General features: G+C 64.9%; 25 protein-coding genes and 2 pseudogenes. 18 read left to right on the top strand and 9 right to left on the bottom strand.

What is annotated here, in order from left to right; translation table 11 throughout:
* The first annotated feature begins 260 nt into the window (after positions 1-260).
* From J7024_RS18185 to J7024_RS18175, 3 genes are all read left to right on the top strand, one after another.
* A complete protein-coding gene (locus J7024_RS18185; RefSeq protein ID WP_006761486.1) occupies positions 261-506 on the top strand; it encodes a DUF3717 domain-containing protein in 246 nt (81 codons plus the stop codon).
* Between the two features lie 216 nt (positions 507-722).
* Positions 723-1,640, top strand: a complete 918-nt coding sequence (locus J7024_RS18180; RefSeq protein WP_124830516.1) for a LysR family transcriptional regulator — start codon at positions 723-725, stop codon at positions 1,638-1,640.
* Positions 1,641-1,755: 115 nt separating this feature from the next.
* A complete protein-coding gene (locus J7024_RS18175) occupies positions 1,756-2,583 on the top strand; it encodes an alpha/beta fold hydrolase (RefSeq protein ID WP_175760280.1) in 828 nt (275 codons plus the stop codon).
* 36 nt (positions 2,584-2,619) lie between these two features.
* Here J7024_RS18175 and J7024_RS18170 read toward each other — a convergent pair whose 3' ends face one another.
* Together J7024_RS18170 and J7024_RS18165 are read right to left on the bottom strand one after the other, a co-directional pair.
* Entirely contained in the window at positions 2,620-2,973 is a 354-nt protein-coding gene (locus J7024_RS18170) for a hypothetical protein (protein ID WP_096505674.1), read from the bottom strand.
* Between the two features lie 178 nt (positions 2,974-3,151).
* Complete coding sequence (locus J7024_RS18165; RefSeq protein ID WP_175750694.1) at positions 3,152-4,078, bottom strand: MlaD family protein; 927 nt, start codon at positions 4,076-4,078, stop codon at positions 3,152-3,154.
* Here J7024_RS18165 and J7024_RS37175 point away from each other — a divergent pair.
* A pseudogene (locus tag J7024_RS37175) lies at positions 3,999-4,511 on the top strand (hypothetical protein); the annotation flags it as partial. The gene J7024_RS18165 and the pseudogene J7024_RS37175 sit on opposite strands and share 80 nt — an antisense overlap.
* 56 nt (positions 4,512-4,567) lie before the next feature.
* Here J7024_RS37175 and J7024_RS18155 read toward each other — a convergent pair.
* Positions 4,568-4,786 (bottom strand): annotated as a pseudogene (locus J7024_RS18155) (TetR/AcrR family transcriptional regulator); the annotation flags it as partial.
* A 48-nt stretch (positions 4,787-4,834) separates the two neighbouring features.
* Positions 4,835-5,530 (bottom strand): histidine utilization repressor, encoded by a 696-nt coding sequence (gene hutC, locus J7024_RS18150; protein ID WP_124830519.1) that lies wholly within the window; start codon positions 5,528-5,530, stop codon positions 4,835-4,837.
* A gap of 213 nt (positions 5,531-5,743) precedes the next feature.
* On the opposite strand from hutC, the gene J7024_RS18145 reads away from it, so the two are divergent.
* The 7 genes from J7024_RS18145 (at position 5,744) to J7024_RS18115 (ending at position 10,605) form a co-directional block, all read left to right on the top strand.
* Positions 5,744-6,250: a DUF4118 domain-containing protein gene (locus tag J7024_RS18145; protein WP_234745342.1), complete on the top strand. Its 507-nt coding sequence runs from the start codon at positions 5,744-5,746 to the stop codon at positions 6,248-6,250.
* A 279-nt stretch (positions 6,251-6,529) separates the two neighbouring features.
* Positions 6,530-7,303, top strand: a complete 774-nt coding sequence (locus J7024_RS18140) for an ABC transporter substrate-binding protein (RefSeq protein ID WP_124830520.1) — start codon at positions 6,530-6,532, stop codon at positions 7,301-7,303.
* Between the two features lie 173 nt (positions 7,304-7,476).
* Positions 7,477-8,166: an ABC transporter permease gene (locus J7024_RS18135; protein WP_124830521.1), complete on the top strand. Its 690-nt coding sequence runs from the start codon at positions 7,477-7,479 to the stop codon at positions 8,164-8,166.
* Entirely contained in the window at positions 8,163-8,876 is a 714-nt protein-coding gene (locus J7024_RS18130; protein WP_124830522.1) for an ABC transporter permease, read from the top strand. The genes J7024_RS18135 and J7024_RS18130 overlap by 4 nt, the downstream gene beginning before the upstream one ends.
* A gap of 19 nt (positions 8,877-8,895) precedes the next feature.
* Positions 8,896-9,663: an ABC transporter ATP-binding protein gene (locus J7024_RS18125; RefSeq protein WP_124830523.1), complete on the top strand. Its 768-nt coding sequence runs from the start codon at positions 8,896-8,898 to the stop codon at positions 9,661-9,663.
* Between the two features lie 279 nt (positions 9,664-9,942).
* Entirely contained in the window at positions 9,943-10,080 is a 138-nt protein-coding gene (locus tag J7024_RS18120) for an HHHH-motif protein (protein ID WP_006488624.1), read from the top strand.
* A 69-nt stretch (positions 10,081-10,149) separates the two neighbouring features.
* Positions 10,150-10,605, top strand: a complete 456-nt coding sequence (locus tag J7024_RS18115; RefSeq protein WP_124830524.1) for a DUF3761 domain-containing protein — start codon at positions 10,150-10,152, stop codon at positions 10,603-10,605.
* Between the two features lie 145 nt (positions 10,606-10,750).
* Here J7024_RS18115 and J7024_RS18110 read toward each other — a convergent pair whose 3' ends face one another.
* From J7024_RS18110 to J7024_RS18095, 4 genes are all read right to left on the bottom strand, one after another.
* Positions 10,751-11,728: a hypothetical protein gene (locus J7024_RS18110; RefSeq protein WP_124830525.1), complete on the bottom strand. Its 978-nt coding sequence runs from the start codon at positions 11,726-11,728 to the stop codon at positions 10,751-10,753.
* Between the two features lie 105 nt (positions 11,729-11,833).
* The gene (locus tag J7024_RS18105) at positions 11,834-13,477 is read right to left on the bottom strand and encodes a DUF2334 domain-containing protein (protein WP_124830526.1); all 1,644 of its coding nucleotides are present in this window, start codon (positions 13,475-13,477) and stop codon (positions 11,834-11,836) included.
* A 12-nt stretch (positions 13,478-13,489) separates the two neighbouring features.
* The gene (locus tag J7024_RS18100) at positions 13,490-13,750 is read right to left on the bottom strand and encodes a hypothetical protein (protein ID WP_234745341.1); all 261 of its coding nucleotides are present in this window, start codon (positions 13,748-13,750) and stop codon (positions 13,490-13,492) included.
* Positions 13,751-14,140: 390 nt separating this feature from the next.
* On the bottom strand, positions 14,141-14,431 hold the full coding sequence (locus tag J7024_RS18095) for a hypothetical protein (protein ID WP_175770063.1): 291 nt from the start codon (positions 14,429-14,431) through the stop codon (positions 14,141-14,143).
* A 201-nt stretch (positions 14,432-14,632) separates the two neighbouring features.
* Here J7024_RS18095 and J7024_RS18090 point away from each other — a divergent pair, with 201 nt between their 5' ends.
* Positions 14,633-16,576 carry a glycosyl transferase family protein gene (locus J7024_RS18090; RefSeq protein ID WP_244107570.1) on the top strand — a complete coding sequence of 648 codons (1,944 nt, stop codon included), beginning with the start codon at positions 14,633-14,635 and terminating at the stop codon, positions 16,574-16,576.
* Positions 16,573-18,267: an NfrA family protein gene (locus J7024_RS18085; RefSeq protein WP_124830529.1), complete on the top strand. Its 1,695-nt coding sequence runs from the start codon at positions 16,573-16,575 to the stop codon at positions 18,265-18,267. Before J7024_RS18090 ends, J7024_RS18085 begins: the two co-directional genes overlap by 4 nt.
* A 40-nt stretch (positions 18,268-18,307) precedes the next feature.
* Here J7024_RS18085 and J7024_RS18080 read toward each other — a convergent pair whose 3' ends face one another.
* Positions 18,308-19,210 (bottom strand): hypothetical protein, encoded by a 903-nt coding sequence (locus tag J7024_RS18080; RefSeq protein ID WP_233410096.1) that lies wholly within the window; start codon positions 19,208-19,210, stop codon positions 18,308-18,310.
* Positions 19,211-19,747: 537 nt separating this feature from the next.
* Here J7024_RS18080 and J7024_RS18075 point away from each other — a divergent pair.
* The 5 genes from J7024_RS18075 to J7024_RS18055 all read left to right on the top strand — a co-directional run bounded on the left by J7024_RS18075 (position 19,748) and on the right by J7024_RS18055 (position 25,382).
* Complete coding sequence (locus J7024_RS18075) at positions 19,748-20,995, top strand: cyclic nucleotide-binding domain-containing protein (protein ID WP_234745340.1); 1,248 nt, start codon at positions 19,748-19,750, stop codon at positions 20,993-20,995.
* Between the two features lie 23 nt (positions 20,996-21,018).
* Positions 21,019-21,783 carry a flagellar motor protein gene (locus tag J7024_RS18070; RefSeq protein WP_124830532.1) on the top strand — a complete coding sequence of 255 codons (765 nt, stop codon included), beginning with the start codon at positions 21,019-21,021 and terminating at the stop codon, positions 21,781-21,783.
* A gap of 18 nt (positions 21,784-21,801) precedes the next feature.
* The gene (locus tag J7024_RS18065; RefSeq protein ID WP_124897133.1) at positions 21,802-22,476 is read left to right on the top strand and encodes an OmpA/MotB family protein; all 675 of its coding nucleotides are present in this window, start codon (positions 21,802-21,804) and stop codon (positions 22,474-22,476) included.
* 150 nt (positions 22,477-22,626) lie between these two features.
* Positions 22,627-24,489: a methyl-accepting chemotaxis protein gene (locus J7024_RS18060; RefSeq protein WP_124826587.1), complete on the top strand. Its 1,863-nt coding sequence runs from the start codon at positions 22,627-22,629 to the stop codon at positions 24,487-24,489.
* Positions 24,490-24,584: 95 nt separating this feature from the next.
* Positions 24,585-25,382, top strand: a complete 798-nt coding sequence (locus J7024_RS18055) for a hypothetical protein (protein WP_234745339.1) — start codon at positions 24,585-24,587, stop codon at positions 25,380-25,382.
* Positions 25,383-25,393: the final 11 nt, after the last annotated feature.

Genomic DNA, 25,393 nt, shown 5'->3' with positions numbered 1-25,393 from the left:
GAAGCCTGCGGGCTTCCCGTTTTTTCTCTTTGGTGCGTCCGTTCTTGCCGAATCCGCTTTTTTTGTCGGCTTTCGCCTGCACGGGGTCAAAGCCGGTTATATTTCCCGACCCTACCGGGCTGCGGCCCGGCCGGCGCGACGAGCGCGGCGCGGATCGGCATCCGGCGTGCGCGCAGCCTGCGACGGCCGGCGGCGCCCGGCGTTTTCATCGTTTCGTCGGGGCCGGCACGGCCCGCGGAGCGCGCAACCCAGAGGAATCCATGAGCGCATCACCCGCCGAGCGGAAGGCCGGACCCGTTTCCATCGTGCGAATCGAAGCCGCGATCAACGCGTGGCGCGAAGTGTATCCGCCCGCCCCGGACGGCGAGGACGGCTACGCGCTGGACGCCGGCAGCAACTGCCTGGCCGAGCTGTACGGCGCGATGATCTGCTATCGGCTGCCGGACGTGCCGCTCGATTCGCTGAGCGACGCGCAGCGCGACGCGCTATACGCGACCGAGGCATGACGCGCGGTTGCGACGAGGCCGCCACGCAGCGTCGATGAAGAAACGGGAAGCCTGGCGGCTTCCCGTTTTGTTTTGCGCGACGCGGCTCGAACCGGTATCGACGCCGGCTGAGGTATCGTCACGGGATCGGGACAGGCCATCACGGGACGAACGGCGCGCGCGCGGCCCGCGCGCTGCCGGTTGAACGTCCGGTGCCTGTCCGGGGAGGAACCGAAAATGGAGTTGAGACACCTCCGCTACTTCGTCGCGGTTGCCGAGGAGCGGAATTTCACGCGGGCGGCCGAGCGGCTGCACATCGCGCAGCCGCCGCTGAGCCGGCAGATCCAGCAGCTCGAGGAGGAGCTCGGCGTGCCGCTGTTCGAGCGCAACGCGCGGCCGCTGAAGCTGACCGACGCAGGGCGCTTCTTCTATTCGCACGCGGTGCAACTGCTTGCGCAGACGACCGAGCTCGAATCGATGACGAAGCGGGTCGGCAAGATCGAGCGCAGCATGTCGGTCGGCTTCGTCGGCTCGACACTGTACGGAATGCTGCCGAAGATCATCCGGCGCTTTCGCAGCGAGTATCCGGCCGTCGAGCTGAGCCTGCACGAGATGTCGACGATGGACCAGATCAAGGCGCTGAAGGAAGGGCGCATCGACGTCGGATTCGGGCGAATCCGCCACGAGGATCCGAGCGTGCGGCGCGTCGTGCTGCGCGAGGAGCGGATGATCGTCGCGCTGCCGGTCGGCCATCCGCTGGACGGCGCGAAGTCGGTGCTGTCGCTGCACGATCTCGTGAACGACACGCTGATCATCTTTCCGAAGGCGCCGCGTCCGAGCTATGCGGACCAGGTGCTCGCGGCATTCCACGATCGCGCGCTGCAGCCGCGGCGCATCTACGAGACGCGCGAACTGCAGATCGCGCTCGGACTCGTCGCGATGGGCGAGGGCGTATCGGTCGTGCCGCACAGCGTGTACGGCCTGAAGCGCGACGACATCAGCTACAAGCCGCTCGACGACCCGAACCTCGTGTCGCCGATCATCATGAGCATGCGGATGCTCGACGAGTCGGAGGACATTCGCGCGATACAGGCGCTGATCTACCGGCTGTACGACGAGTCGCAGATGGAATACCTGCCGCCGCAGCCCGAATGAGCGGGCGCCCGATGGGGGCTTGCTTGACGCGGCGCGCGGCGCCGAGCCACCATCGTCGGCATTCGATGCGGCACGCCGGTGTGCCGCCGTTTTCATGCGGAACGACGACAGACAGATGACCGATATCGTGACCGAGGAGACTTTTGTCGAGACGCCGCAGGGGCGTCTCTTCGCGCAGCGCTGGCGAGGGACTGCCGCGGTGGACGCGGCCGCGCCTATGCCGGCCGCGCCTATGCCGGCCGCGCCGATCGTGCTGCTGCACGATTCGCTCGGCTGCGTCGAACTATGGCGCGATTTCCCCGGGCAACTGGCACACGCGACGCAACGCGACGTGATCGCGTACGACCGGCTCGGCTTCGGCCGCTCGGATCGTCATCCGGGCCAGCTCGGCACGACGTTCGTGCGCGACGAAGCCGACCACGGGTTTCATGCATTGCTCGAGCAGTTCGGCGTGGATGCGTTCGTCGCGTTCGGGCACAGCGTCGGCGGCGGCATGGCGGTCGGGTGCGCGGCCGCGCACCCGGCGCGTTGCCGTGCACTGGTGACCGTCGCCGCGCAGGCATTCGTCGAAGATCGCACGATCGACGGCATTCGCGAAGCGGGCGAGCAGTTCGGTGCGCCGGGCCAGCTCGACCGGCTCGCGCGCTATCACGGCGACAAGGCCGAGTGGGTGCTGCGCGCGTGGGTCGACACGTGGCTGTCGCCGGCGTTTCGCGACTGGAATCTCGACGACGAACTGCCGCGCGTACGCTGCGCGACACTCGCGATTCACGGCGAGCAGGACGAATACGGCTCGGACGTGCATCCGAAGCGAATCGCCGCACGCGTGGCCGGGCCGTCGTCGTTCCTGCTGCTCAACGGGTGCGGACACATGCCGCACCGCGAGCGAACCGACGACGTGCTGGCAGCCGTCGCGACGTTCCTGCGCGACGCGGGCGCCTGAGCGCCACTACGACCGGCGGGGCGGGCCCGCCGGCTGTCAGAACGACAGCTGGATCGCGAGGTCGACCGCGAGCAGCGCGATCGAGCAGCCGATGCCGAGGATCACGTTCGGCAGGCGATGCTCGAAATCGCGATGATCCCGGCGCATCGCGGCGCCGAGCAGGAAGATCGCTTCGATGACGATCTGCAACCCGACGAACAGCAGCATCAGCAGATACTCGTAACCCATCTGCTTGAACGCGGCGAATTGCATCCCGTGATCGCGGATCCACTGGCCGACGCGCAGCAGTTCGTAAGCGAACAGCAAGGCGGGAAACAGGTAGCTGATGAAGTACGTCGGCGCGGTGGCGTGCCGTAGTTCGAGGTGGAAGTGCTGATGCGTGGTAGCCATCACGAATCCCTCCTTGCAATGCATGATTGCGGTCTCGACGGCGGCGCAGCGACGTGCGGACTAGGGGATTGCCCGATGTATCGTGCGTGCCGTACGACACCAGCATACTGCGGCTCGGGAAATTTGGCATCCCGTACGTGCATTCGTTGCAAAAATGCGTGCGCATCGCACGATGCAATCAATGGCCGTCGCCGTTTGCACGCGGCGGGCCGGCCAGTGGCGTATCGTGCGCGACGCCGCGCAGCAGCCACTCCGGATGTCGCGCCAGATCACCGGCCAGCGCACGCAGCGCGCTCGACGTTCGCGTGAATTGCGCGAGCGCGCGGCGCACACTGGATGCGGACGCATCCTCCTGCCCCAGTATCGCCTGCGCGCTCGTGAATGCGCGTCGCGCAGCACCGAGCGTGTCGCGCGTCTGTGGTGCGAGTTCGGTGTCGAGTTGCGCGAACAGCGCACCGGTGCTCACGAGCGCCGCGTTGACACGCGCCCCCATGCGATCGAGCGGCAAGCGGGCAAGTGTGCCGGCGATGTCGGCAATTTGGACGCGCAGCACGTCTAGCGTGCCGGGAACGGTCGGCAGTGCGATCGGTAGCCGATCGGTGTCGACCGACGCAGGCGGCGCGTTCGGGAACATGTCGAGCGCGACGGACGACCGGTTTGCAATCAGGTTGCCGACGCGCAATTGCCCGCGCAAGCCGCGCGCGACGAGCGTGCGCAGCAGCGCCTTGCCGGCATCGGTGTCGCCGTTGCCGAGTACGTCGCGGTAGCGCTGCCCGAGGCGATCGGGATAGAGCGCCATCGTCACGCGCATCGTGACGCTGCCGCGCCGCGCATCGTATTCCGTGCCGACGGCCGTCACGGTGCCGAGCTCGATGCCGCGAAAATCCACCGGCGCGCCCACGTCGAGGCCGCGCAGCGAGCGGTCGAACCGCATGACGACCGGAGCCGCTGGTGCGTTGGGCGTGCGCATCGCATCGATTTCATCGTCGGCCACGCGAAAACGCGCCCCGTCGTGCGCCGCGACGATGGTCGTGCGTCCGGGCGGCACCGCGAATGCGAGGCCGCCGGCAAGCATCGCGGCGAGCGACGGCGTGCCGAGCTTCATCCCGCCCGCGTCGAGTTGCAGGCCGACGCCGCCCGCCGCACCAGTTCCGCACGAAACGAAAGACGACGTGCTGAATGCGTTGATGGTACATCAGAAGGAATCCTACGAATGCCTTCAGCGCGATTACCTGGCCACGCGCGATCCGGACGAAGCCCGGCCGACGCTGTCCGCACAGATCGCGACGATGCGCGAGGCGATCGACCCGCAGCCATCGGCGGCGCTCGCGATCATGGCCGCGCTCGTCGAGGATACCGAGCCGTTGCAGAAGGTTCGCGAAGCCGATGCGAAGAACGTGCAGCGCATCGCCGCCGAATCCGACGATCCCGATCTGGCGCTGCTGCGGTGGAAGGCGGCGTGGGGTATCGCGCTATCGGCGATGTTCGGGCTGTGTCCGCTGTCGGCCGACAAGCGCGCGCGGCTGTTCGACCGGCTGCTCGACGAGACGCAATGGCCGGCAGGCGCGAAGCGCCGCGCGCCCGCGGCGGCCGCTCAGGTTTTCGCGTGTGCGCCTTCGACGAACGGCTTCGCAATCGACTGGAAATCCCGTTTCAGCGACAACCCCGGTATGGTCAGCCGGCGCAGCATCGCTGCGAGATACAGGTGATGGAACCACGTCGCGAGCCGGCCGGCCGATAGCGTCGCGTCCAGCTCTCCGGTTTGCCGGCCGGCCGCGATCAGCTGTTGCCACACGCATGCGGTGTGCGCTCCGGCGCGCGCTGACGCGCCAGCCGCGGCTTCCCGTGCTCCCCGCCTGGGTCAGAAATGCCCGGTGAACCGATAGCGGCTGCCCGGGTGCCAAAGATTGGCGACCGCCGCGACCATCCCCTGCGACCACGTGCGCCGATGCAGCAACAGGCACGGCTCGCGCTCGTCCATCGTCAGGTGGCGACGCGTTTCCGTATCGGGCATCGCGGCCTCGATCCGGTATTCGACACGCTGCAGCGGCGCGACGCGCGTCAGATACTGGTTCGGCGTCGTCGTCGTGAAGTCCTGCAACGCGTATTCGGGCGCGCAGGCCGGATTCACCCAGCGTTCCTCGAGCTGCACGGGCGTGTCGTTTTCGAAGTGCAGCACGCGCGAATGGAAGATCGCGCTGCCGGTGTCGAGCTGCAGTTCGTCGGCGAGCTTCGCATCGGCGATGGCCGCGCCGACTTCCAGCACCTGCGCGCGATAGCGGTGGCCGCGCGCGGCGACTTCGTCCGAGATGCTGCGGATCGCGACCAGCGTCGATTCGTATTTCGGTGACGCGACGTACGTGCCGGAGCCGCGCGTGCGCGTGAGCACTTGCTCGGCCGTCAACTCGCGCAGCGCGCGGTTGACCGTCATTCGCGCGACGTTGAATTCGCGCGCGAGCTCGTTCTCCGACGGTACCTGGTCGCCTTCCGCCCATTCGCCGGCATGAATGCGCGCGAGGATGAAGTCCTTGATTTCCTGATAGATCGGTGTGGTCATGGGATCACGGTTTCAGAGTCGGCATCGGCCCGCCGCCGAATGCCGATCCGGTGCGCGCCCGGCGCCGAGTGTACCGGTTTCGTGGGCGTGCAGGCCCGGAGTCCGTGAATGATCCCTGTTCGGCCGGTGCGCGTCCATGCGGGATTGCGCAGGGCGGTCGGACAGCGGCGTGCCGCGTGGCGGCAAAACCGATGCCGGATGCCGAGCGTCGCGATGCTGTTCCTGATGACCGTCGTCGTGATCGCATTGCGGTTCGGCCGGCTGGCCGGCACATGGGCCGGGTTCGTCTGCGCCGGCTGCTTCGATTTCCTCTTCGTCGAACCGAGGTTGTCGTTCGCGGTATCCGATCCGCGATACGTGTTCACGTTCATGCGGATGCTCGCGGTCGCGCTCGCGACCGGCCAGTTCTCGGCGACCTGCGCCGACACGATCGCCGCCGCTGCTCGGGGCGCGCGTCGCGCTCATGCCGGACACGCAGCTGGTGCAGACCATCCCCGACGATCGCCGCCCGATCGACACGCGGTGCTCGTCGATCGCGATGGCGCTCGCGCGCTGATGAACCTGACCGACAACGCCGCGAAGCACGTGCGCGTGTACATGACGAACCGGCGGCAGAAACTCGAGCCCGTGCCGGCCGGCCTGCGCCGCTTGCTGACGGAATTGCAGTTCGGCTACCGGCTGGTCGGTCTGGAAACGATCGTCCCGCCCCGGCAGGTATAGACAGGTTTTCCGGTCGTGCCGCTGGCTGCTTACGCATCGAGAAAGCAAAAATTCAGCGCTGCGTAAGCGTTAATTAATTGAAATTCAAGGATATTCGCGACCCACGGCAATAATCCGCCGACAATTAGAGATAAACACGGATTGCTGGCATCGGGCAGGAAAAGGCAAAGTTGTATGTACAACTTGGGTGCGGTCAAACGGACGGCTCCCGGGTTGGAAGGGTTCACGGCGGCGACGCCCGGCGGGACCCGTGCCCAGTTCGCCTATGACAGGAACGCCATGAAGAAACTCGCGCTCAGTATTGCCCTTGCCTGCCTCGCGGTCGGTGCCCACGCCAAGGATTGGTCGACGATCCGGTTCGGCGTCGACGCCAGCTATCCGCCGTTCGAATCGAAGGATGCAAGCGGCAAGGTCGTCGGCTTCGACGTCGATCTCGGCAACGAAATCTGCGCGCGCCTGAAAGCGAAATGCGTGTGGATCGAGAACGACTTCGACGGGATGATCCCGGCGCTGAAGGCGAAGAAGTTCGACGGCGTGCTGTCGTCGATGTCGATGACGCCGGCGCGCGCCGAGCAGATCGCGTTCTCCGACAAGCTGTTCAACACGCCGACGCGCCTCGTCGAGAAGAAGGGCTCGAATCTCCAGCCGACGGCCGAATCGCTGAAAGGCAAGTCGGTCGGCGTCGAGCAGGGCACGATCCAGGAAACCTACGCGAAGACCTACTGGGCGCCGAAGGGCGTGCAGGTCGTGCCGTACCAGAACCAGGACGGCGTGTACCAGGACCTGATGTCCGGCCGCCTCGACGCCGCGCTGCAGGACGCGGTGCAGGCCGATCTCGGCTTCCTGAAGACGCCGCGCGGCGCGAACTTCCAGTTCGCGGGCGGCGACATCAACGATCCGAAGACGCTCGGCAACGGCGCCGGCATCGGGTTGCGCAAGGATGACGCCGACCTGAAGGCGAAGATCGACGCAGCCATCGCCGGCATGCTGAAGGACGGCACGTACAAGAAGCTCGAGAAGAAGTACTTCGCGTTCGACGTCTACGGCGGCTGATCGTCGATGCGGCGCGCATCGGCTGCGACGCGCCGCGCCAGTTTCCGGGTGCCACTTGCTTCGCATGATGCGTCTGGCTTGATGAGCGGACGGCATCAGGTAGTGCGCAGATATCGTTTGATGCGTAGTTAATGGCTATTGACAATCCAGCCACCTCGCTCTGGATCCCTTACATGATCTTCCAAGGATTTGGCCCGCTGCTGTGGGCCGGCACGGTCGAGACCGTGAAGCTCGCGGTGTTGTCGCTGGCCGCGTCGCTCATACTGGGCCTCGCCGGCGCTGCCGCGAAACTGTCGACCAACCGCGTGCTGAAATCGCTCGGCACGTTCTACACGACGCTGATCCGCGCAGTGCCCGACCTCGTGCTGATGCTGCTGCTGTTCTACGGGATCCAGATCCTGCTGAACAACGTGACCGACATGCTGGGCTGGGATCAGATCGACATCGATCCGTTCGTCGCAGGCGTGATCACGCTCGGCTTCATCTACGGCGCGTACTTCACCGAGACGTTCCGCGGCGCGTTCCTCGCGGTGCCGCGCGGTCAGCTCGAAGCGGGCTTCGCGTACGGGATGAGCGGCTGGCGCGTGTTCCACCGGATCCTGTTCCCGCAGATGATGCGCTTCGCGCTGCCGGGCATCGGCAACAACTGGCAGGTGCTCGTGAAGGCCACCGCGCTGGTGTCGATCATCGGCCTTGCCGACGTGGTGAAGGCGTCGCAGGACGCCGGCAAGAGCACGCTCGATTTCTTCTTCTTCACGCTCGCGGCCGGCGCGATCTACCTCGCGATCACGACGGTGTCGAACGTCGTGCTGCATCACCTCGAGAAGCGTTATTCCGTCGGCGTCCGGAGGCTCGCACTGTGATCGAAATCATCAGCCAGTACTGGCAAAACTATCTGTACACCGACGGCTACCGCTTCAGCGGCCTCGCGATCACGCTGTGGCTGCTGGTCGTGTCGATCGTGCTCGGCTTCGCGCTGGCCGTGCCGCTCGCGATCGCGCGCGCGTCGTCGAACCGCTGGATCTCCGGCCCGGTGTGGCTCTATACGTACGTGTTCCGCGGCACGCCGCTCTACGTGCAGTTGCTGATGTGCTACACCGGCATCTACAGCCTGCAGGTCGTGCACAACCACGTGCTGCTCGACACGTTCTTCCGCAACGCGATGAACTGTACGCTGCTCGCGTTCGTGCTGAACGAATGCGCCTATGCGACTGAGATTTTCGCGGGGGCGATCAAGGCGACGGCGGCCGGCGAGATCGAAGCCGGCATGGCCTACGGAATGTCGCGCTTCAAGCTCTATACGCGCATCATCCTGCCGTCCGCGCTGCGCCGCTCGCTGCCGAGCTACAGCAACGAAGTGATCCTGATGCTGCACGCGACGACGCTCGCGTTCACCGCGACCGTGCCCGACATCCTGAAGGTCACGCGCGACGTCAATTCCGCGACGTACATGTCGTTCCAGGCCTACGGCGTCGCGGCCGTGCTGTACGCCATCGTCGTGTTCACGCTCATCTGGGCATTCCGCAAGCTCGAGACGCGCTGGCTCGCGTACCTCTCGCCGCGCAGCCACTAATCGCAACGAAGGACCAAGCATGTACAAGCTCACCGTTGAAAACCTCCACAAGAAGTTCGGCGACAACGAGGTGTTGAAGGGCGTGTCGATGAAGGCGAAGGCCGGCGACGTGATCAGCATCATCGGCTCGAGCGGCTCCGGCAAGAGCACGTTCCTGCGCTGCATCAACTTCCTCGAGCAGCCGTGCTCGGGGCAGATCACGATCGGCGACGAGCCGATCCAGACCGCGCGCGACCGCAACGGTTCGCTGCGCGTGGCCGACCAGAAGCAGCTGCAGCGGATGCGCACGAAGCTGTCGATGGTGTTCCAGCACTTCAACCTGTGGGCACACATGACGGTGCTCGAGAACGTCATCGAGGCACCGATGGCCGTGCTCGGCGTCAGCAAGGACGAAGCCATCGCGCGGGCCCGGAAATACCTGGAGAAGGTCGGCCTGCCGACGCGCGTCGAGAGCATGTATCCGTCGCACCTGTCGGGCGGCCAGCAGCAGCGTGTGGCGATCGCGCGGGCGCTCGCGATGGAGCCCGAGGTGATGCTGTTCGACGAGCCGACGTCGGCGCTCGATCCCGAACTGGTCGGCGAAGTGCTGAAGGTGATGCAGAAGCTCGCCGAGGAAGGCCGCACGATGGTCGTCGTCACGCACGAAATGGGTTTCGCGCGCAACGTGTCGAATCACGTGATCTTCCTGCATCAGGGCAGGATCGAGGAGGAGGGCGATCCTCAGGAGATTCTGGTGAGCCCGAAGAGCGAGCGCCTCGGGCAATTCCTGTCGGGACGCCTGAAGTAAGCTTGCAGTAATGTGTGCCGCATGGGCGTCGGCCTGACGCTCGCGTGCGGCACACGCTGTTTTTTATGCCTTTCCTGATTGCTGCGTGATGACATCCCTCGTCGCGAAGCCTCCCCGCTCCCCCGTCACGCGCCCGCCCGTCGTTGAAAGCATCGAAAGACTGTAGGCATTCGATGTCAAACATCGTCAATTCAGCGCAAGCGCGGTACACCGGGATCCGTCGACCGGCGTTAAGGAGATACCAGCCGGATGACCGGCTGACCTACCCGGGAGAGTTCCATGAACCGCATCGCGAAGATTCTGACGGCCACGGCACTGGCTTGCGCCGTTCTCGTTCCGGCGCTTGCCGAAGCGCATTCGCACCGTGTGTGCCATTTCGATCACCACCACCACCGCGTGTGTCGCTGGGTGCGGTAATCGCGTAATCGCGACTTTCCTCGGGTGCGCCCGGGACGCTGTCGACATTCAGGCAAATCAGGAGAGGAAATGAAAAAGACGATGTTGATCGCCGTGCTCGCTGCCGGCATGGGGCTGTCGCTCGGTGCGTTCGCACAGGTTCCGGCCAGCGCGCCGGCCGGTACGACCGGCCTGTGCAAGGACGGCTCGTTCTACTCGGGCGCGTCGAAGAAGGGCGCATGCGCGGGTCACAAGGGGGTGAAGACGTGGTACGGCGCGTCGGCGGCAGCCGCCGCCAGCGCACCGGCCGCGGCCGCGCCTGCCATGGCGGCTTCGACGTCCGCCGCTGCAACCGCGAAGACCGCACCGGCGACGACCGCGGCGGCAGGCGGCGGCGCGGGCAAGGTGTGGGTCAACGACAGCACCAAGGTCTATCATTGCCCGACCGACAAGTACTACGGCAAGACGAAGCACGGCAGCTACATGTCGGAAGCGGATGCGAAGGCGAAGGGCTTCCATCCGTCGCACGGCAAGGCCTGTTCGTAAGCCGGCCGCGCGAGTCCTGCTCGCGCATTGCCCGCCGGCTGTCCGTCGGGCATCACGCCCCGCCGTTCGAGCGGGGCGTTTTTTTATCTGCTGTCGATCGGCCCGAGACACGCCGTCCGCATTGCCGCCCGGCGCGGCAGGATCGTCAGGGCGTCGTTGCGGCGGGCCCCGATGCCGGCGACCCGGGCGTTCCGGTGACGAGCGCGCGGGTGAGATCGTCCGACACGTAGTGCGGACCATCGAACAGATAGACCGGGTAGCCCCGGTAAGTCGCCAGCTGCTTGCCCAGTTCCTCGGCGGTGGCTGGACGGAATCCGCCGTGCTCGGCGGGCCGGAAGGCCTCCGCGATCATCCGCACACGTCGTTTCCCCAGGCGCGAGGCCAGTTCGTCGACGTAAGTGCGCGCGACGTAGGGTTCGCGCGCATAGACGCCGCAGCCGTCCTGGAAGAACACGCCGACGTCCGCGGGAAGCCAGGATGCGAGCCAGTCGGCCAGCGCCTTTCCGCCGATATTGGTCTGGTCGTACACGCTCACCCATAGCGGCCGCGGCAGTCGCTGCAGGATCTCGGCGAGCCTGGGCGCGTCCTGCCACGTCGGATCGATTTCGACCGGGAAGTAGTAACCGGTGACATGCAGCGGGACGCGCACGCGGGCCACCTGCGCGGACTGCTCCGCCAGCGTCGACAGATGGGTACGCGCACGCTTTTCGTCCTGGTAGCCGGCCAGGCCCAGAATGACGTTTGCGGCCCACGGTTCGCGGCCGATGCGCGCCCAGTCCGGAAGGTGCGGCGCGGAACGGATACCGGTTCCGGGCACGTACGCGGTATCGTCGACGACGCTCCACTGGATCAACAGATCGTGGACGCCGAGCATTTGCCAGTTCCCGACCGGACGGGTTGTCGCGTTGTCCACCTGCCAGACGATGCCGTCGGCCTGCACGTCGTGCGGCGTCCAGCTACATGCGGCCATGACGAGCGACGCGCCGATGGTCGCGAGCGTCGCCGCCCGCGATGAGTGCGGCGCGGGTGGCGCGGGCGAGCGCCGGCGCGCCCGGCTTGCGTGCCGGAACCGGCCCAGACGCTGCGGAATGCCGCGCAAGGCCTGGATGGCGTACGTGACCATCGCTGCCTCCCCGGAAGCATGCCCGTGCGTCATCGTAGCCAACCCCATGCAAATGTGCGACCCGCATCACCGCAGCGGGTCGCACGAGGCTTTCGCCGACGTGTGTCACTTGGCCGTCGTGCCGTCCGCCCACGTATAGCCGAGTTTCGTAATGCCGGTGATCAGACTCTGGAAGTCCTGGTAGGCCGGCAATTTGAGATCGGGCTCGAGCCAGTACGGGTGGAAGAAGAAGGACGCGAAGCCGTCCCGCACCGCCAGGCCATACTGCGCATTGGTGAGAAGCTGCTGCCATGTGTACGAGATGCACGAGAACGGATCGATATTGCAGATGTTGTACTGGATGCTGCCCAGGTTCTCCGGAATGATCCGCTCTCCGTAGTAATCGGAATTGATGATGTACGGGAAGAACTGCCCGGCCGAAAAGTCCTGGTTGGCCGCTCCCGTTCCGAGTTGCGGATTGGTCGACGTGTAGTAAACGGCTCGCTGGAACGTCGTCGGGAACGTGACGGCGGTGGCCGCCGCTGCATTCGGCGACATCTGATACTGCGGCGCGGCCCAGCCGACGATCTTGTAGCCGTTGTTCGTGAACTCGGCGATGCCGTCGGCCATTCTGCCTTCCGCCCACGGAATCGAGTCCTCATCGACCGGCCGGTTCTGCACGGCGTACCAGAACTCGTAATCGCTACCGCTGACCGCGTTCTGAAGGTTCGGCGTCGAATCGTACTGGTGCGTATAGCCGTGCACCACGATCGAGCCGCCGTGCGCGATCGCATAGTTCAGCGCGCTCTTGAGGCCCGTTGCCTGCGCAAGATGGATCGTTTCCGGGACGCCGCCGTTGTAATAGCCGTTCGGATCCGTGTACACGGGAATGGTGGCCATCGTGAACGGAATCTTCTTCGAATACAGGTAATTCGTCAGCGTCGTCATCGAACTCGTCGTCGTATACGCGTCGAGGTCCTCCAGACGGACGAGCGCACGATGATTCACCGGTGCGTTGGTCTGCAGGATGTCGTGCAGGATGTCGCAGATCACCAGGTAGCGATCCGTCGGTCCGATGTACGAGAATGGCACGTCCGCGAAGTACCAGAGCTTGCCCGAGCGAACGATGTACGGCGTGGTGGCGCCGCTCTGGCTGTTCTTGATGGTGACGAGCGCCTGCGCCTTCGTGGTGTCGAGCACCTGGGTCAGGCCGACATCCGGGTCCGCGCTGATGACACCGGTCGACGAGTTATACGCGTAGTACTTGACCATCGACAGGTTCTTGTACGTGACCGTGTCGTAGAAGCCCGGGGTAGGATTGCTCGACGACGGCGTCGCGTTCATCCCGGCAAGGCCCAGGAAGCTGAACCCGTAGGTCTGGTTGAACGTGTAAGCCGTGTTCCAGGCGAGCTGCCACAGGTTGTACTTGAACCAGACGACGGTCTTCGTGGCGGTCATCACGTCGCTCATGAATGCCGCCGGAATCGGGTTGTTGTAGTAGTCGCCGATGTAGAACGTGGCATCGTGGCTGCCGATCATGCCGGCCGTGTAGTTCTGTATCGGCACCATGTCGACCGTCGTATTGAAGTGGCCGAGCAGGTTTCTCAGCATGATGCTGTACATCAGGCCGAGCTTCGAGTAGGGGTCGTTGGGCGGGTTGTCGTACAGCACGAGCGTATGGGCGGTGGTGGCCTGCGCGTGCGCCGTGCCCGGCAACGTCATTTGCGCGAGTCCGGCAAGCAGGGCAATGACGATCAAGATCTTTTTCATGGCCGTTTCTCCCTAGTCGCGTTCAACGTTGCCGTTGCTTTTCTTGACGAGCTTCCTGTCGAACTTGGGACGCCCCGTCTCCTTGTATGCCTTTTCCCAATCCTCGTCGGACATGCCGGCCTTCACGTTGACCTGTGCCGAACCGATCGGCAGCGGCGGCGGCTTGATCTTGCCGGGGGACGACTTGCTCGTCTGTTGCGCACTCGCCTCCTGGGTCGCGCCGATAACGACGAGCGCGGGAACCAGTGCGACGAGTAGCCCGACGGCACTCAACCCGTTTCGAAAAGATTGATTGCGGCGCGAAGGCATGATTTTCATCCTTTGATATGCAAATTAAATTCATCGTGAGAACGAAAACGAGCACGGCCGGATGCCGATTCGGAATCGGGATGCCGCGTCGTTTTTTTCGCCTGATACCGGATAAAAATCCTGAACCGGATGGTGGTTTTCTCAAGCTAAAAACGTACCATCCGTCGCAAATGGATGCTGGGCCACGGCACCTGAACTGGCGCGTCACGGCCGTTCGAAATTGCTTCGATAAACGTTTCATGCATGCAACGCCGCTGGTTTTGCGCGTTCAGTCGGCCAAACCGTTGAAGTGTGTTCGGACGATTCAGGGAAAACCAGTTGCGCGTCACGCTCGATAAATGGCCAATCGGCAATTCATTCGGGGTGCTGGCGCAAACCATGGCGACCGACGCGCCGGATTGCCGGCTTCGACACGCGTTTTTCGACCGGCGACCGTCGCCATCGCGTGCCGATTGCGCGGCAGACGCCATGAAAACGCCATTTTTCACGGCCGGCCGGTGCGCGTTTCAGCACTGAAACGTTTGATCCGGATTCGTCGAGCCAATCCCGTTTCGCATACATCGGTACCCTGAATATCAAGGGCGGCGCGGGCGATGGCGCACGACTTGCTTTACGAGCAGTGCAGCGCGCAGCGTTGAATGTCATGCGTCGAATACGTTGCATTCTTGGCGACGTTGCTCGCGTGAATCGTGAAAGACCAGGGGCCGGGAGCGTGTTCGAACGGGGGAGGCTTTCGTGGCGCAAGTCGCCGGGTGGGTATGACGGGGACGACGAGGACGGAGCGCGTTTCGTCCGAGTCGGTGAGAGGGGGAAGCAATACCGACAAGCGCAAATATCGGAACAATGATGAATCATATAATATGGAGTACGTATATAAATGCGCTGACCGCCGTCGCCATCGTGACGGCCGTCGTCATCCTGGTCAGTACGCTGGATGATCTCGTGCTGGACGCCTGCTACTGGTCCTTCGAAATCGGGCGCCTTCTGCGTCGCGAGCAATCGCAGAGCATCGATGTCGGCACGCTGCGTGCGTTGGAAGAGCGCCATCTGGCGCTCATGGTGCCGGCATGGAAAGAGTATGACGTGATCGCCAAAATGATCGAAAACACGTTGGCGACCATCGAGTACGAGCGCTATGTCATCTTCGTCGGGACCTATCACAACGACGCCGAAACCACCGCGGAAGTCGAACGGATGGTGCGCCGGTATCCGGGGCGGGTGACGCGCGCGACCGTCATGAACGACGGGCCGACCTGCAAGGCCGATTGCCTGAACTGGATCATCGAAACGATCCTGCGCTACGAAGAGGTCCACCATATTCAGTTCGCAGGCGTCGTCATGCACGACTGCGAAGACGTCATTCATCCGGTCGAACTCAAGTACCTCAATCATGCGGTGGCGGACAGCGATCTGGTCCAGCTTCCCGTCCTGTCGTTGCCGCGAAAATGGAACGAGTTCGTCGCCGGCTGCTATCTCGACGATTTCAGCGAAACGCACCAGAAGGATGTGCCGGTGCGCGCGCGTCTGACCGGCGTCGTCCCGGGCGCGGGCGTCGCGTCGTGCTATAGCCGGCGTTCGATCGAAGCAGCGATGAAGGCGCGCGGCGGCTGCGCGTTCAACACCGCGTCGCTGACCGAGGACTACGACTTCAGCTTCAGGTTGAGAGACCTCGGCATGAAGGAGACGTTTGCACGTTTTCCGCTTTCGGATCGCACACGCGATACCGCCGCACGGCCCGCACCGGGCGGCGGCGTCAATCAAAACCTGCTGGCCACGCGCGAGTATTTTCCGAAGACTTTCCGGACCGCCTATCGGCAGCGCGCGCGCTGGATCCTCGGCATCGCCTTTCAGGGTTGGGAGCAACTGGGCTGGAAGGGCGACCTCCTCACCCGTTACATGTTCTTTCACGATCGCAAGGGCGTCGTGACATCGCTGTTTTCGGTGGTTGCGTATGGCGTGCTGCTCAACTTCCTGCTGGTTGCCGTATTGCAAAGAGCCGGCCAGGTCGTCCCTGTCGGCGGGCCTCTTGTCACGGCCGCCGCGTGGCTCGCGCCGCTGCTGTGGGTGAACACGATCATGCTGCTTGCCCGCGCCGGGCAGCGCTATTACTTCGTCAGCAGGTTGAACGGCCGGTTGCAGGGGCTGCTGTCGATTCCGCGCATGTTCGTCAACAACCTGATCAACTTCTGCGCGGTTTGCCGCGCGTGGCGCATTTATCTCAACCATCTTGCGAGCGGCAAGCCTATCGCGTGGGACAAGACCAGCCATATCTACCTGTCGAACGAAGCGCTCGGGAAGGCGCGCCTGAAGATCGGGGAGATCCTGGTCGGCTGGGGCGTGGTCACGCCGGAGCAGTTGCAGGCGAGCCTCGACAAGCAACTTACGTGCGGCAGGCGGCTGGGCGAGCTATTGCTCGAAGACTACGCACTGTCGACCGAATCGCTGGCCGATGCGATCGCCGAGCAGGCCGAGCTGCCCCGCGTGAGCCTGGGCAACGTCGCGGTGGGCCATTTCGCGGATTCGCTCGCATTCGAGGTGCAGTACGCGTACCACGCCGTCCCGTTTTCGACCGCGGACGACGGAACCTTGAACGTTGCAGTCGGGCGTCCGCTCACGTCGGACGAACAGGATGTCGTGCGACGCGGCGCCAGATCGAGCGTTGCCTATTTCATCGCTTGCGATGCGGAGATTGCAGCCGAACTGGCCCGGCATTCGCGCTTTGTCGAACTAGCGCGGGCGCGCGACGGCGACGCCGCGACGCCGCAGAAGCCGTTGGGAGAACAAGCATGAAGCGCGCGACACGTCCGATCGCGGCGAGCCTCAAGCGCTGCGCGCGGTCGAGCGCATTGGCGATCGCCATGTCGCTCGCGTGGCAGGCGCCGGCTTCCGCCGCCCGCCCACTGACGCCCAAAGCCTATCGGCTCGCCGACGGCGCATACAAGGCCATCAATGCCGGCGACCTGCCGCGCGCGGAAGACTATGCGTCGCGCGCGCTCAGGATCCAGCCCGGAAGCGAACAACTCGGGCTGCTGCTCGTCGACGTGTACCGCCGGGAAGGCAAGGTCGACGAAGCGGACGCGCTGGTCGAATCGTTGAACACCCGGTTCCCGAAAAGCGCGTCGGTACTCGCGCAACATGGTTACATGGCGCAGCGGCAGATGCGCTACGACGTCGCGTGCGGCGATTTCTCGGCGGCCGTCGCGACCGGGAAGTGGAGCGACGAGCAGCAGCGCAACCTGCGCCTCGCGTGGGCGGACAGTGCGCTCGCGGCGAAGCGCCCGCACGAGGCCGGCGTGGCGCTGGCGCCGCTGGCCGACGAAAAATCGGCCGCGATCCAGGTGCGCATCGCGCAGATGAGCTTGCAGGCGGGCGACAACGAAAGCGCCGTCCGCGTGGCCGAGCTGGCGGCGGGTGACGCAACGACCGATGGCGAGCGGAACATGGCCGCGTCGATCGTCGCGCAGGCGCGGCAAGCCGATCAGCCGGCGCCGGTGCCGGTGGACGACACCGCGACGCGGAAGTTGCAGCAGGCCTACGACCTGCTTCGCGAACACAAGGATCGCGAGGCGCTCGATGCATTTCAGGAGGGCTTCGCCGGCGGCGCCGGCAACGCGATGAACTACGCGGACGCCGGCTATGCGGCCAAGCGGATCGGCTTGAACGAGCAGTCCGTCCAGTTTTTCGAGCACAGTCTCGACGCAGATGAAAACGAACATGCATTCGACGCGCAGCGCAAGTTCGGCTATCGGCGGGAAGTCGAGCAACTGGAGCGCACCTGGGGTTTCGTGCTGAGCGCGCCGTACCAGTCGGCCGCGTTCGGCCCGCAAGGCACCATCAGTGTCCTCCAGCCCGGTATCGAGGCGTACTGGCAGCCGCCGAAGATCGGCTATCAGAACGGTCGCATCCTCCAGTTCTTCGTGCGCGGATACGGCACGGCCTACGACGGCACGGGTAACGTGACGGGCATGCCGACCGTGCAGGGATCGGTTGGGGCGCGTTACAAGCCGCTGGCCGACCAGAACGTGGTGTTGACCGCCGAGCGGCTGTTCCACATCGGCAGCTTGTCGACGACGGACTGGCTGATGCGGTTGGGCTATTCGTCGGAAGGCGGCACCGACCTGAGGGTGACCGAACCGAGCTGGCGCAGCTGGCAGGCGTATGTCGAGGGCGCGTATTTCATCAAGGCAGGCCGCTACATCATTTATTCGGAGCTGCGTTACGGGCACACGTGGCGTTTGCCGATGATCAGCGACCGGCTGACCGTCTATCCGCACGTCGCCGTGGCGGGCGATCACGACAATCGTCAGCCTGACGAAACGGCAATCGGCGCGGGGCCCGGCATTCAGCTCAGGTACTGGTTTCGCGAAGGCAGGTACAGCGCGCCGGCAAGCTACCTCGATGTGACGGTGCAATACCGGTTTCCATTGACGTCAGCGGTCCGCGCACGTGGTCTCGTGGTGCGCGCGACATTGTGGTTCTGAGCGACTGCGCTGACGGTGGGGCTGCCTACGGATGGGCCGATCAGTTCGGCGACTTGAGCGTGATGATCGTCTGACGCAACAGCTGGAAGTACGAACTCGTGGAATACGGGAGCATCTGCTCGACGTAGTTCCACCAGAAGAATCCGCCGATGAAGCGCGGATCGGTCATGCTGTCGACCATCGGGTAATAGGTTTTGATCAGGTTCTGCTGCACCGATGCGGGCGCCGAGGTTTCGGACGTGCCGATCTCGCCGAAGCCGACCTTCGCGTTCGGGAAGATGCTTTCCAGCGCCGAGAAATCGTTGTTCCACGACGGACTCAGCCCCGGACAATCCTGATACGGGTAGTAGCTGAACAACGCGTAGTCGGCCTGCTGGCGAACCGTCGACGGCAGGAAGGTCGTCGGCCAGGTCTTCCAGTAGTCCTGTGGCTTCTCCCAGCAGTTGTTGCCCTTGCTGTCGTCGTTGTAGTACAGCGTGATCGCGGTCTTGCCGCCGTTCGATTTCACGATCGTGTTGGCCGCGGCGACCATCTGGCCGATTTGCTGCTCTTCCGAATTGACCGTGGCGTTGCTGCCGTCCGGATCGTTGCGCAGCCATTCGCCGTTGATTTCGTTGGCGATCTCCCACACGTCGACCGTGTTCTTCAGCTGCGACACCAGTTCCTGCGTGCGTGCCTGGTACGTCGCGAGATTCGTCGGGAAATAGTAGGAATCGTAGACTTCGCCCATCACGTACGCGACGGCGTGCAGGCGCAGCAGCGGGGCGTAGTAGTCGGCGGCCGACGTGCCCGGATCGAACACGACACGCACGGTCGGCCGGTACGGCAGGTTCTGCAGCGACGCGATGATCGCATCGAGTTTCGTCAGGTCGTCGAGCGTGACGCCGTAGACCGGGTTCTTCAGCGGTTCGACCTGGGCCTCGGCGAACCGGGATACCGGCATCAGGCCGGCATAGGCGACACAGGCGGCAATGGCCGTGCGCGAGATAGATTTCGTCAGTTTAATCAAAACGTTCTTCCACTCCAAAACAAAGGGAAGCGGGATTTTAGGCGAAAATAAAAGATAATTATCCGACGATATGCTGGTAATGGGGGCGGATTGTCCGGGTTGGGCGTGGTGTTCGGAGGCCGTCGCAAGATAAACGGAGCATCGCGAAACGAATCCGGGCGGCCCCGGTTGGCCGGCCCGCAGGGCGGCCGGGCCATGCCGGCGACATGCCGCCACGCATGCGCATGGCGACCGCTTCCATCGCGCCTGACGCCGCCCCGGTCACGATCCGCACGCACCCGTGCGCGATAGCCGTTCGGCGATCCGACGCGTCGGCGAACCTTTCATCTTTATTTTCGATAATAACGAGCAGGATTTCCCTAAAGGATGCGGGTGCCGATGACGTTAAACGGTCACGGGGACGACTGTCGATCGCATGCATCCGACGTGCGACGCGCGGTCCGCAATAACCAGCGCAGCAGGGGAATCAACTTGAATCATCAGCAATCTTGGACACGTACCGCCGCGCCCGGCGAGATCATCTATTCGGAGGGCTTCGCCGGTGAGCCCGTCATCTTCCTGATCGCCGACGGCAGGGTCGAGCTATCCACGCGATGCGACGACAAGCGCGTCGTGGTCGCGACGCTCGGCCGCGGCGAATTCTTCGGCGAATCGGCGCTGCTCGCGTCCGAGCCGCGCGCACACACCGCGAAGGCGCTGTCGTTCTGTCAGCTCACGGTCGTGCCGGCTGCGATGCTCGACAAGGAAATCGAGCAGGTGTCCGCGCTGCTGCGCCATATCGTGCGCACGATGATCCGGCGCGTGAAGCGCAAGGACGATCAACTCGCGACCTATACACATGCCGACTTCATGCCCGGCGTGCTGTCGTATGCGCATGTGCTGTCGCTGATGGCGGGCGCCGAAACGCGCGAGTCCGGCGACGCGTGGACGCGCCGGCCGCTGCACGCGCATGCTGCCGAGACGTCGGTGCCGCTGGCCGACGTGATCCGCCGGTGCCGTGCGATCGCCGGCCATTCGCGGCCGCACGTGCTCGCGATGCTGCGCCGCATGGAGAAGCTCAATCTCGTCACGATCGAAGCCGCGCAGACGAATCATGCGGGCAACGCAGCCGACCATGCGGCGTCGTCGGATGCGCGCCAGATCGTCACGTTCGACGCGGCGCGCGTGATCGACCGTGCGCAGCAGGTCGCCGATCGTGACCTCGACGTGTCGATCAACAGCGAGCTCGAGCTCATCGAGCTGGCCGATCTCGAGGCGCTGATCGGCGTCGACCGGAAACTCCTGCTCAACAAGCTGTCGCATGCCGAGATCGCCGAAGAAGTGTTCGCGTTCCGCAAATCGAAGGTGCTCGGCTATGTCGAGCAAAGGGGCGTCGCGTATTTCTCGCGGCGCAACGCGCGGGCCGGCGGCGACATGCGCGGCCTCGAGGACATCGTGCGGGTCGATCAGCGCACGCTGTTCGACGTGATCAGCGCATTCGATACGTACGATCTCGCGAAACTGATCGCCAGCCTCGACGATCGCGCGGTGGCCGACAAGCTGTTCTCCGTGATGACGGAAGCGCGGCGCAACGAGGTGGCGTGGGTGATGCGCCGCGAGCTGAAGCTCGACCCGATCGAGATCGAGGAGATCGAGCGGCGCGTGCTCGATGCCGTGCGTGCGGCCAGGGCGCCTGCGGCGGGCGCGGCAGCCGCGCCGCCGGCCGCGTCCGGTGCGTGACGGGTGACGGAACGGAGACACATATGGACCTGTTGACTCTGGTCGGCGCGCTACTCGGCGGCGCGGCCATCGTATTCGGTTTTGCGCTCGAAGGCGGGCACTTCCCGATGCTGTTCCAGTTCGAGGCGTTCGTCATCGTGCTCGGCGGCACGCTCGGCGCGGTGATGATCCAGAACACGTGGGCGCGCTTCTTCGATGCGGTGAAGCAACTGCGGCTCGCGTTCGTGCGCGCACAGGAAGTCGATCGCAAGCATCTGGCCGACCTGCTGGAGTGGGGCGATCGCGCGAAGCTCGATGGCCTGCTCGCCTTCGAATCGATGGACGTGAGCGGCATTCATCCTTTCGCGCGACGCGGGCTGGAGCTGCTCGCGAACGGGGTGTCGACCGCGGTGCTGGAAGATGCGCTGCAGCGCGACCTCGACGCGTACGAGCGCAGCCGGCTGGCCGCTGCGCGCGTCTGGCAGCAGGCCGGCGGCTACGCGCCGACGTTCGGCATCCTCGGATCGGTGCTCGGGCTCGTGCAGGTGACGAGCCACATGCTTGAACCGGCGCAACTCGGCCCGGGCATCGCGGTGGCGTTCATCGCGACGCTCTATGGCCTCGCGTTCGCGAACCTCGTGTTTCTGCCGCTGTACGGAAAGCTGCGCGCGCAGATCGACAGCGAGCTCCGTTTCCGCAAGCTGTATCTCGACGGCTTGCTGGCGATCTCGCGCAAGGAGTCGCCGCATACGATCGAAACGCGGCTGACCGGCGACGTGCGCGGCCGCGCGGCGGAGTCCCTCGCATGACGAACCCGGAACTGCGACATGACCACCCGAACTGATTCCGCACGCTCCGGTTCGGCCGCCGATCGCGACGACGATGTCGACGGCGCGCAGTCGGGACGCTGGCTGATCTCGTATGCCGACCTCATCACGACGCTGATGGTGCTGTTTCTCGCGTTGTATGTGCTGCAGCTCGCGAAATACAACGCGCTCGATGCGCGCTATCAGACGCTTGCGCGGCGCGACGGCGGTGCCGCGAGCACGCGAGATGCCGCCGCGCAGGGCGTCGCGCCCGCGTGGCTGGCGTCGCTCGATGCGTTGAAGAGAAGCGGTCGCATTTCGCTCGTGAAGGCGCCGCACGGCATCGAGATCGGTATCGACGCGAAGATCCTGTTCAACGTCGGCGATGCGCACTTGCTGCCGGATGCGGCGCCCGTGCTGGGCGAGATCGCACGGGCGCTGGGCGCGCACGCGACCGGCGACATTCTCGTCGAAGGACATACCGACAGCGTGCCGATCGCGAACGCGAAATACGAATCGAACTGGGAGCTTTCGTCCGCGCGAGCCGGCAGCGTCGTGCGCTATCTCGCCGATCGCGGCGTGGCGCCGCACCGGCTCGCGGCGATCGGCCGCGCGGATACGCAACCGCTCGTCGCGGGCGACGATGCCGCCGCGCGCGCACGGAACCGGCGCGTGGCGATCTTCGTCGCGTACTGAGCCTGACGAGCCGGCGCCGGTTTCCCGCGCTGTCCATCAACGATATATCGAGCCCGGTATGACGAATATCCGGAATCAGCGATGCGGTTTCCGCGCTTGCGTGCCGATAACCCGAATTGACTCAGCCGAGCGGTTATCGAGGGGTACCCCATGCATTTCTGGCGCAAGCTTTCCATTCAGAACAAGCTGATTCTCAGCATGACGAGTTGCCTGCTCGTGTTCGTCGCAATTTCGAGCGGGTTGAGCGTTCGTCTGATCGGCGATGCGGTGCGCGATCGCGTCGTGCGCGAAGAGCTGCCGACCGCCGTAAACGGCATTCGCGCCGACGTGCAGCGGCAGATGGCCGGCCCGATCGCGGCATCGCGCATGCTCGCGCGCGATGCGTTCCTGCTGCAGTGGGAAACCGACGGCGAGCCCGACGCCGGCACGCGCAACTGGATCCAGCTCGCGAAGAACGTGAAGGACGAGCAGAAGGCGGCGTCGGTGCAGTGGGTGTCGGTGAAGAGCGGCAACTACTACAACGAAGCCGGCCTGCAGCGCAAGGTCACCGACGAGGACCGGTGGCTGACCACCTTCCTCGCGTCGGGCAAGCCGTTCGACGTGAACATGGATCACGAGGTCACCGTCGGCGGTTACATGATGTTCATCAACAGCCGTGTCGAGCTCGACGGCGTGCCGGTCGGCGCCGCCAGCCTGAGCCTGTCCGTCGATGCGCTCGCGAAAGGGATCGCCGCGTACCGGATCGGCGAGACCGGGTTCGCGTATCTCGTGCGCCCCGACGGCGCGATCATGATGCATCGCGATACGTCGCTGATCGACGGCAGGCATTTCCTGAAGGACGAGCCGGGCCTGCCCGGCGATGCGTCGTCGACGCTGCTGGCCGGCAAGCCGTATGCGTACCTGAGCTACGACGGCGCCGGCGGCGCGCGTTTCATCGCGACGTCGTTCATCCCGGAGCTGGACGCGTACGTGGTCGTCGAGGTGCCGCAGGCGGAACTGCTCGGCCCGGTGACGCGCGCGATTCGCAGCGCGGCGCTGGTCGCGGCGGTGGTGGGTCTCGGCGTGGCGCTGATCGTGATCTGGCTGGTCGGCCGCGCGATTGCCGCGCCGATCCGGCGTGCGGCGACGTTGCTGTCGGAGATCGCGAGCGGCCAGGGCGACCTGACGCGCCGGATGAAGGTCGAGAGCGAGGACGAGATCGGGCAACTGTCGGATGCGTTCAACCGCTTCGTATCGTCGCTGTCGACGCTCGTTCACCGGATTCGCGCGGCTTCCGCGTCGATCGCGACGGGCTCGGCGCAGATCGCGTCAGGCAATGCGGATCTCAGCGAACGCACCGAAGGGCAATCGGGCAACCTGGAGCGCACGGCTTCGTCGATGGAGGAGATCACGGCCGTCGTGCGCAACAACACCGAGACGGCGACGACGGCCGCGAAGCTGATTACCGGCGCATCCGATACGGCGGCGCGCGGCGGGCGGGTCGTCGGCGAAGTCGTGGCCACGATGGAGCAGATCAGCGACGCGTCGCAGCGGATCTCCGAGATCATCGTGATGATCGACAGCATCTCGTTCCAGACCAACATTCTCGCGTTGAATGCGGCGGTCGAGGCGGCGCGCGCCGGCGAGCAGGGGCGCGGGTTTGCGGTCGTGGCATCCGAAGTGCGCAATCTCGCGCAGCGCAGCGCGCAGGCGGCGAAGGAAATCAAGGCGTTGATCGAGCACAGCGCGGGAACCGTGAGCACCGGATCGCGGCTCGTCAGCGAGGCGGGCAGGGTGATGAGCGATGTCGTGTCGCAGGTGCAGGGCGTCAGCGCGATGATGAGCGAGATCGCCGAAGCGAGCCTCGAGCAGAGCGCCGGCATCGACCAGATCGGCGACGCGGTGCAGTCGCTCGACCAGATGACGCAGCAGAACGCGGCGCTGGTCGAGGAGAGCGCGGCGGCCGCGGAAAGCCTGAAGCAGCAGGCGGCGGAACTGACCCGACTGGTGTCGGCGTTCAAGGTGGACGAGTGAATTCCGCGCGACGTTAGAATGACGCGTTTCCGAGGGACGGCTGCCGCGGGTTCGCGGCAGCCGCTTTAGCTATCGGCGCGGGATTCGGTGACGTCATGAAAAAAATGAAGCGCATTTCACGATTGAAGGCCGGTGTGGGGGCAGCAGTGGTGGCGGCGGTGCTCGCCGGGGTCGGGGTGAAGGTGATCGCATCGCCGTCCGATTCGTATCTCGCCTACCGGAAGAAGGTCGCGGCGACCGTGGCGGCGGCCCGGACGGAAGATCAGGCGGGTCTCGACAAACAGTACACGGCCGACGTGAATGCCCGGCTTGCCAAGCTGATCGGCCCGGTCCGGGCAAGAGGGTTTGCCGCGACGCCCGAGGGCACGGTGCAGAGCGTCGGCCCCGTCGACGGGATGCAGCCGGGGCCGGACGGGTTGGCCTTCAAGTCGGAAGACGGCAAGACGAATCTCGTCGTGACGACGGTTCCGCTGCTGAAGGCCTGGGCCGCTGCCGCGGACGCGGGCATCAAGCCGGCCGACGACGTCGCCGCGATATTCGACAATGAAACGCTTTACACGGAGGTATTCGGCGACGATGCCGCCGCGTTTCGCTTCGCCGAGTTGCCCGTCAAGCGGCAGCCGGCCGACGGCGTGGTGAAGGCATGGTTGCTCGGTGAAAGCCAGGACGGCGTGCCGGACGGGCCGAACACGCTCGCCGTGTCGGTCCGGGAGGGTGCACGCGTGTATTTTCTGTGGAAGAGCGTGACGCTTCGTCCGATCGCGGCGTGCAGCGCGGCGCGCGTGCCCGAGGACGCGCGACAGGCGTGTTTCGCCAGGCAAGTGGTATCGCAGCGGATTTATCAGCGGCTGGTCGCGCAGGCGCAATCGATGGCCGATGCGGTGGTGCGATAGCTGGCGCCGGA

It is taken from the genome of Burkholderia sp. WTPI3 (genome assembly GCF_021483755.1).
Lineage (GTDB): Bacteria > Pseudomonadota > Gammaproteobacteria > Burkholderiales > Burkholderiaceae > Burkholderia.
This window is presented reverse-complemented; position numbering and strand designations above follow the sequence as displayed.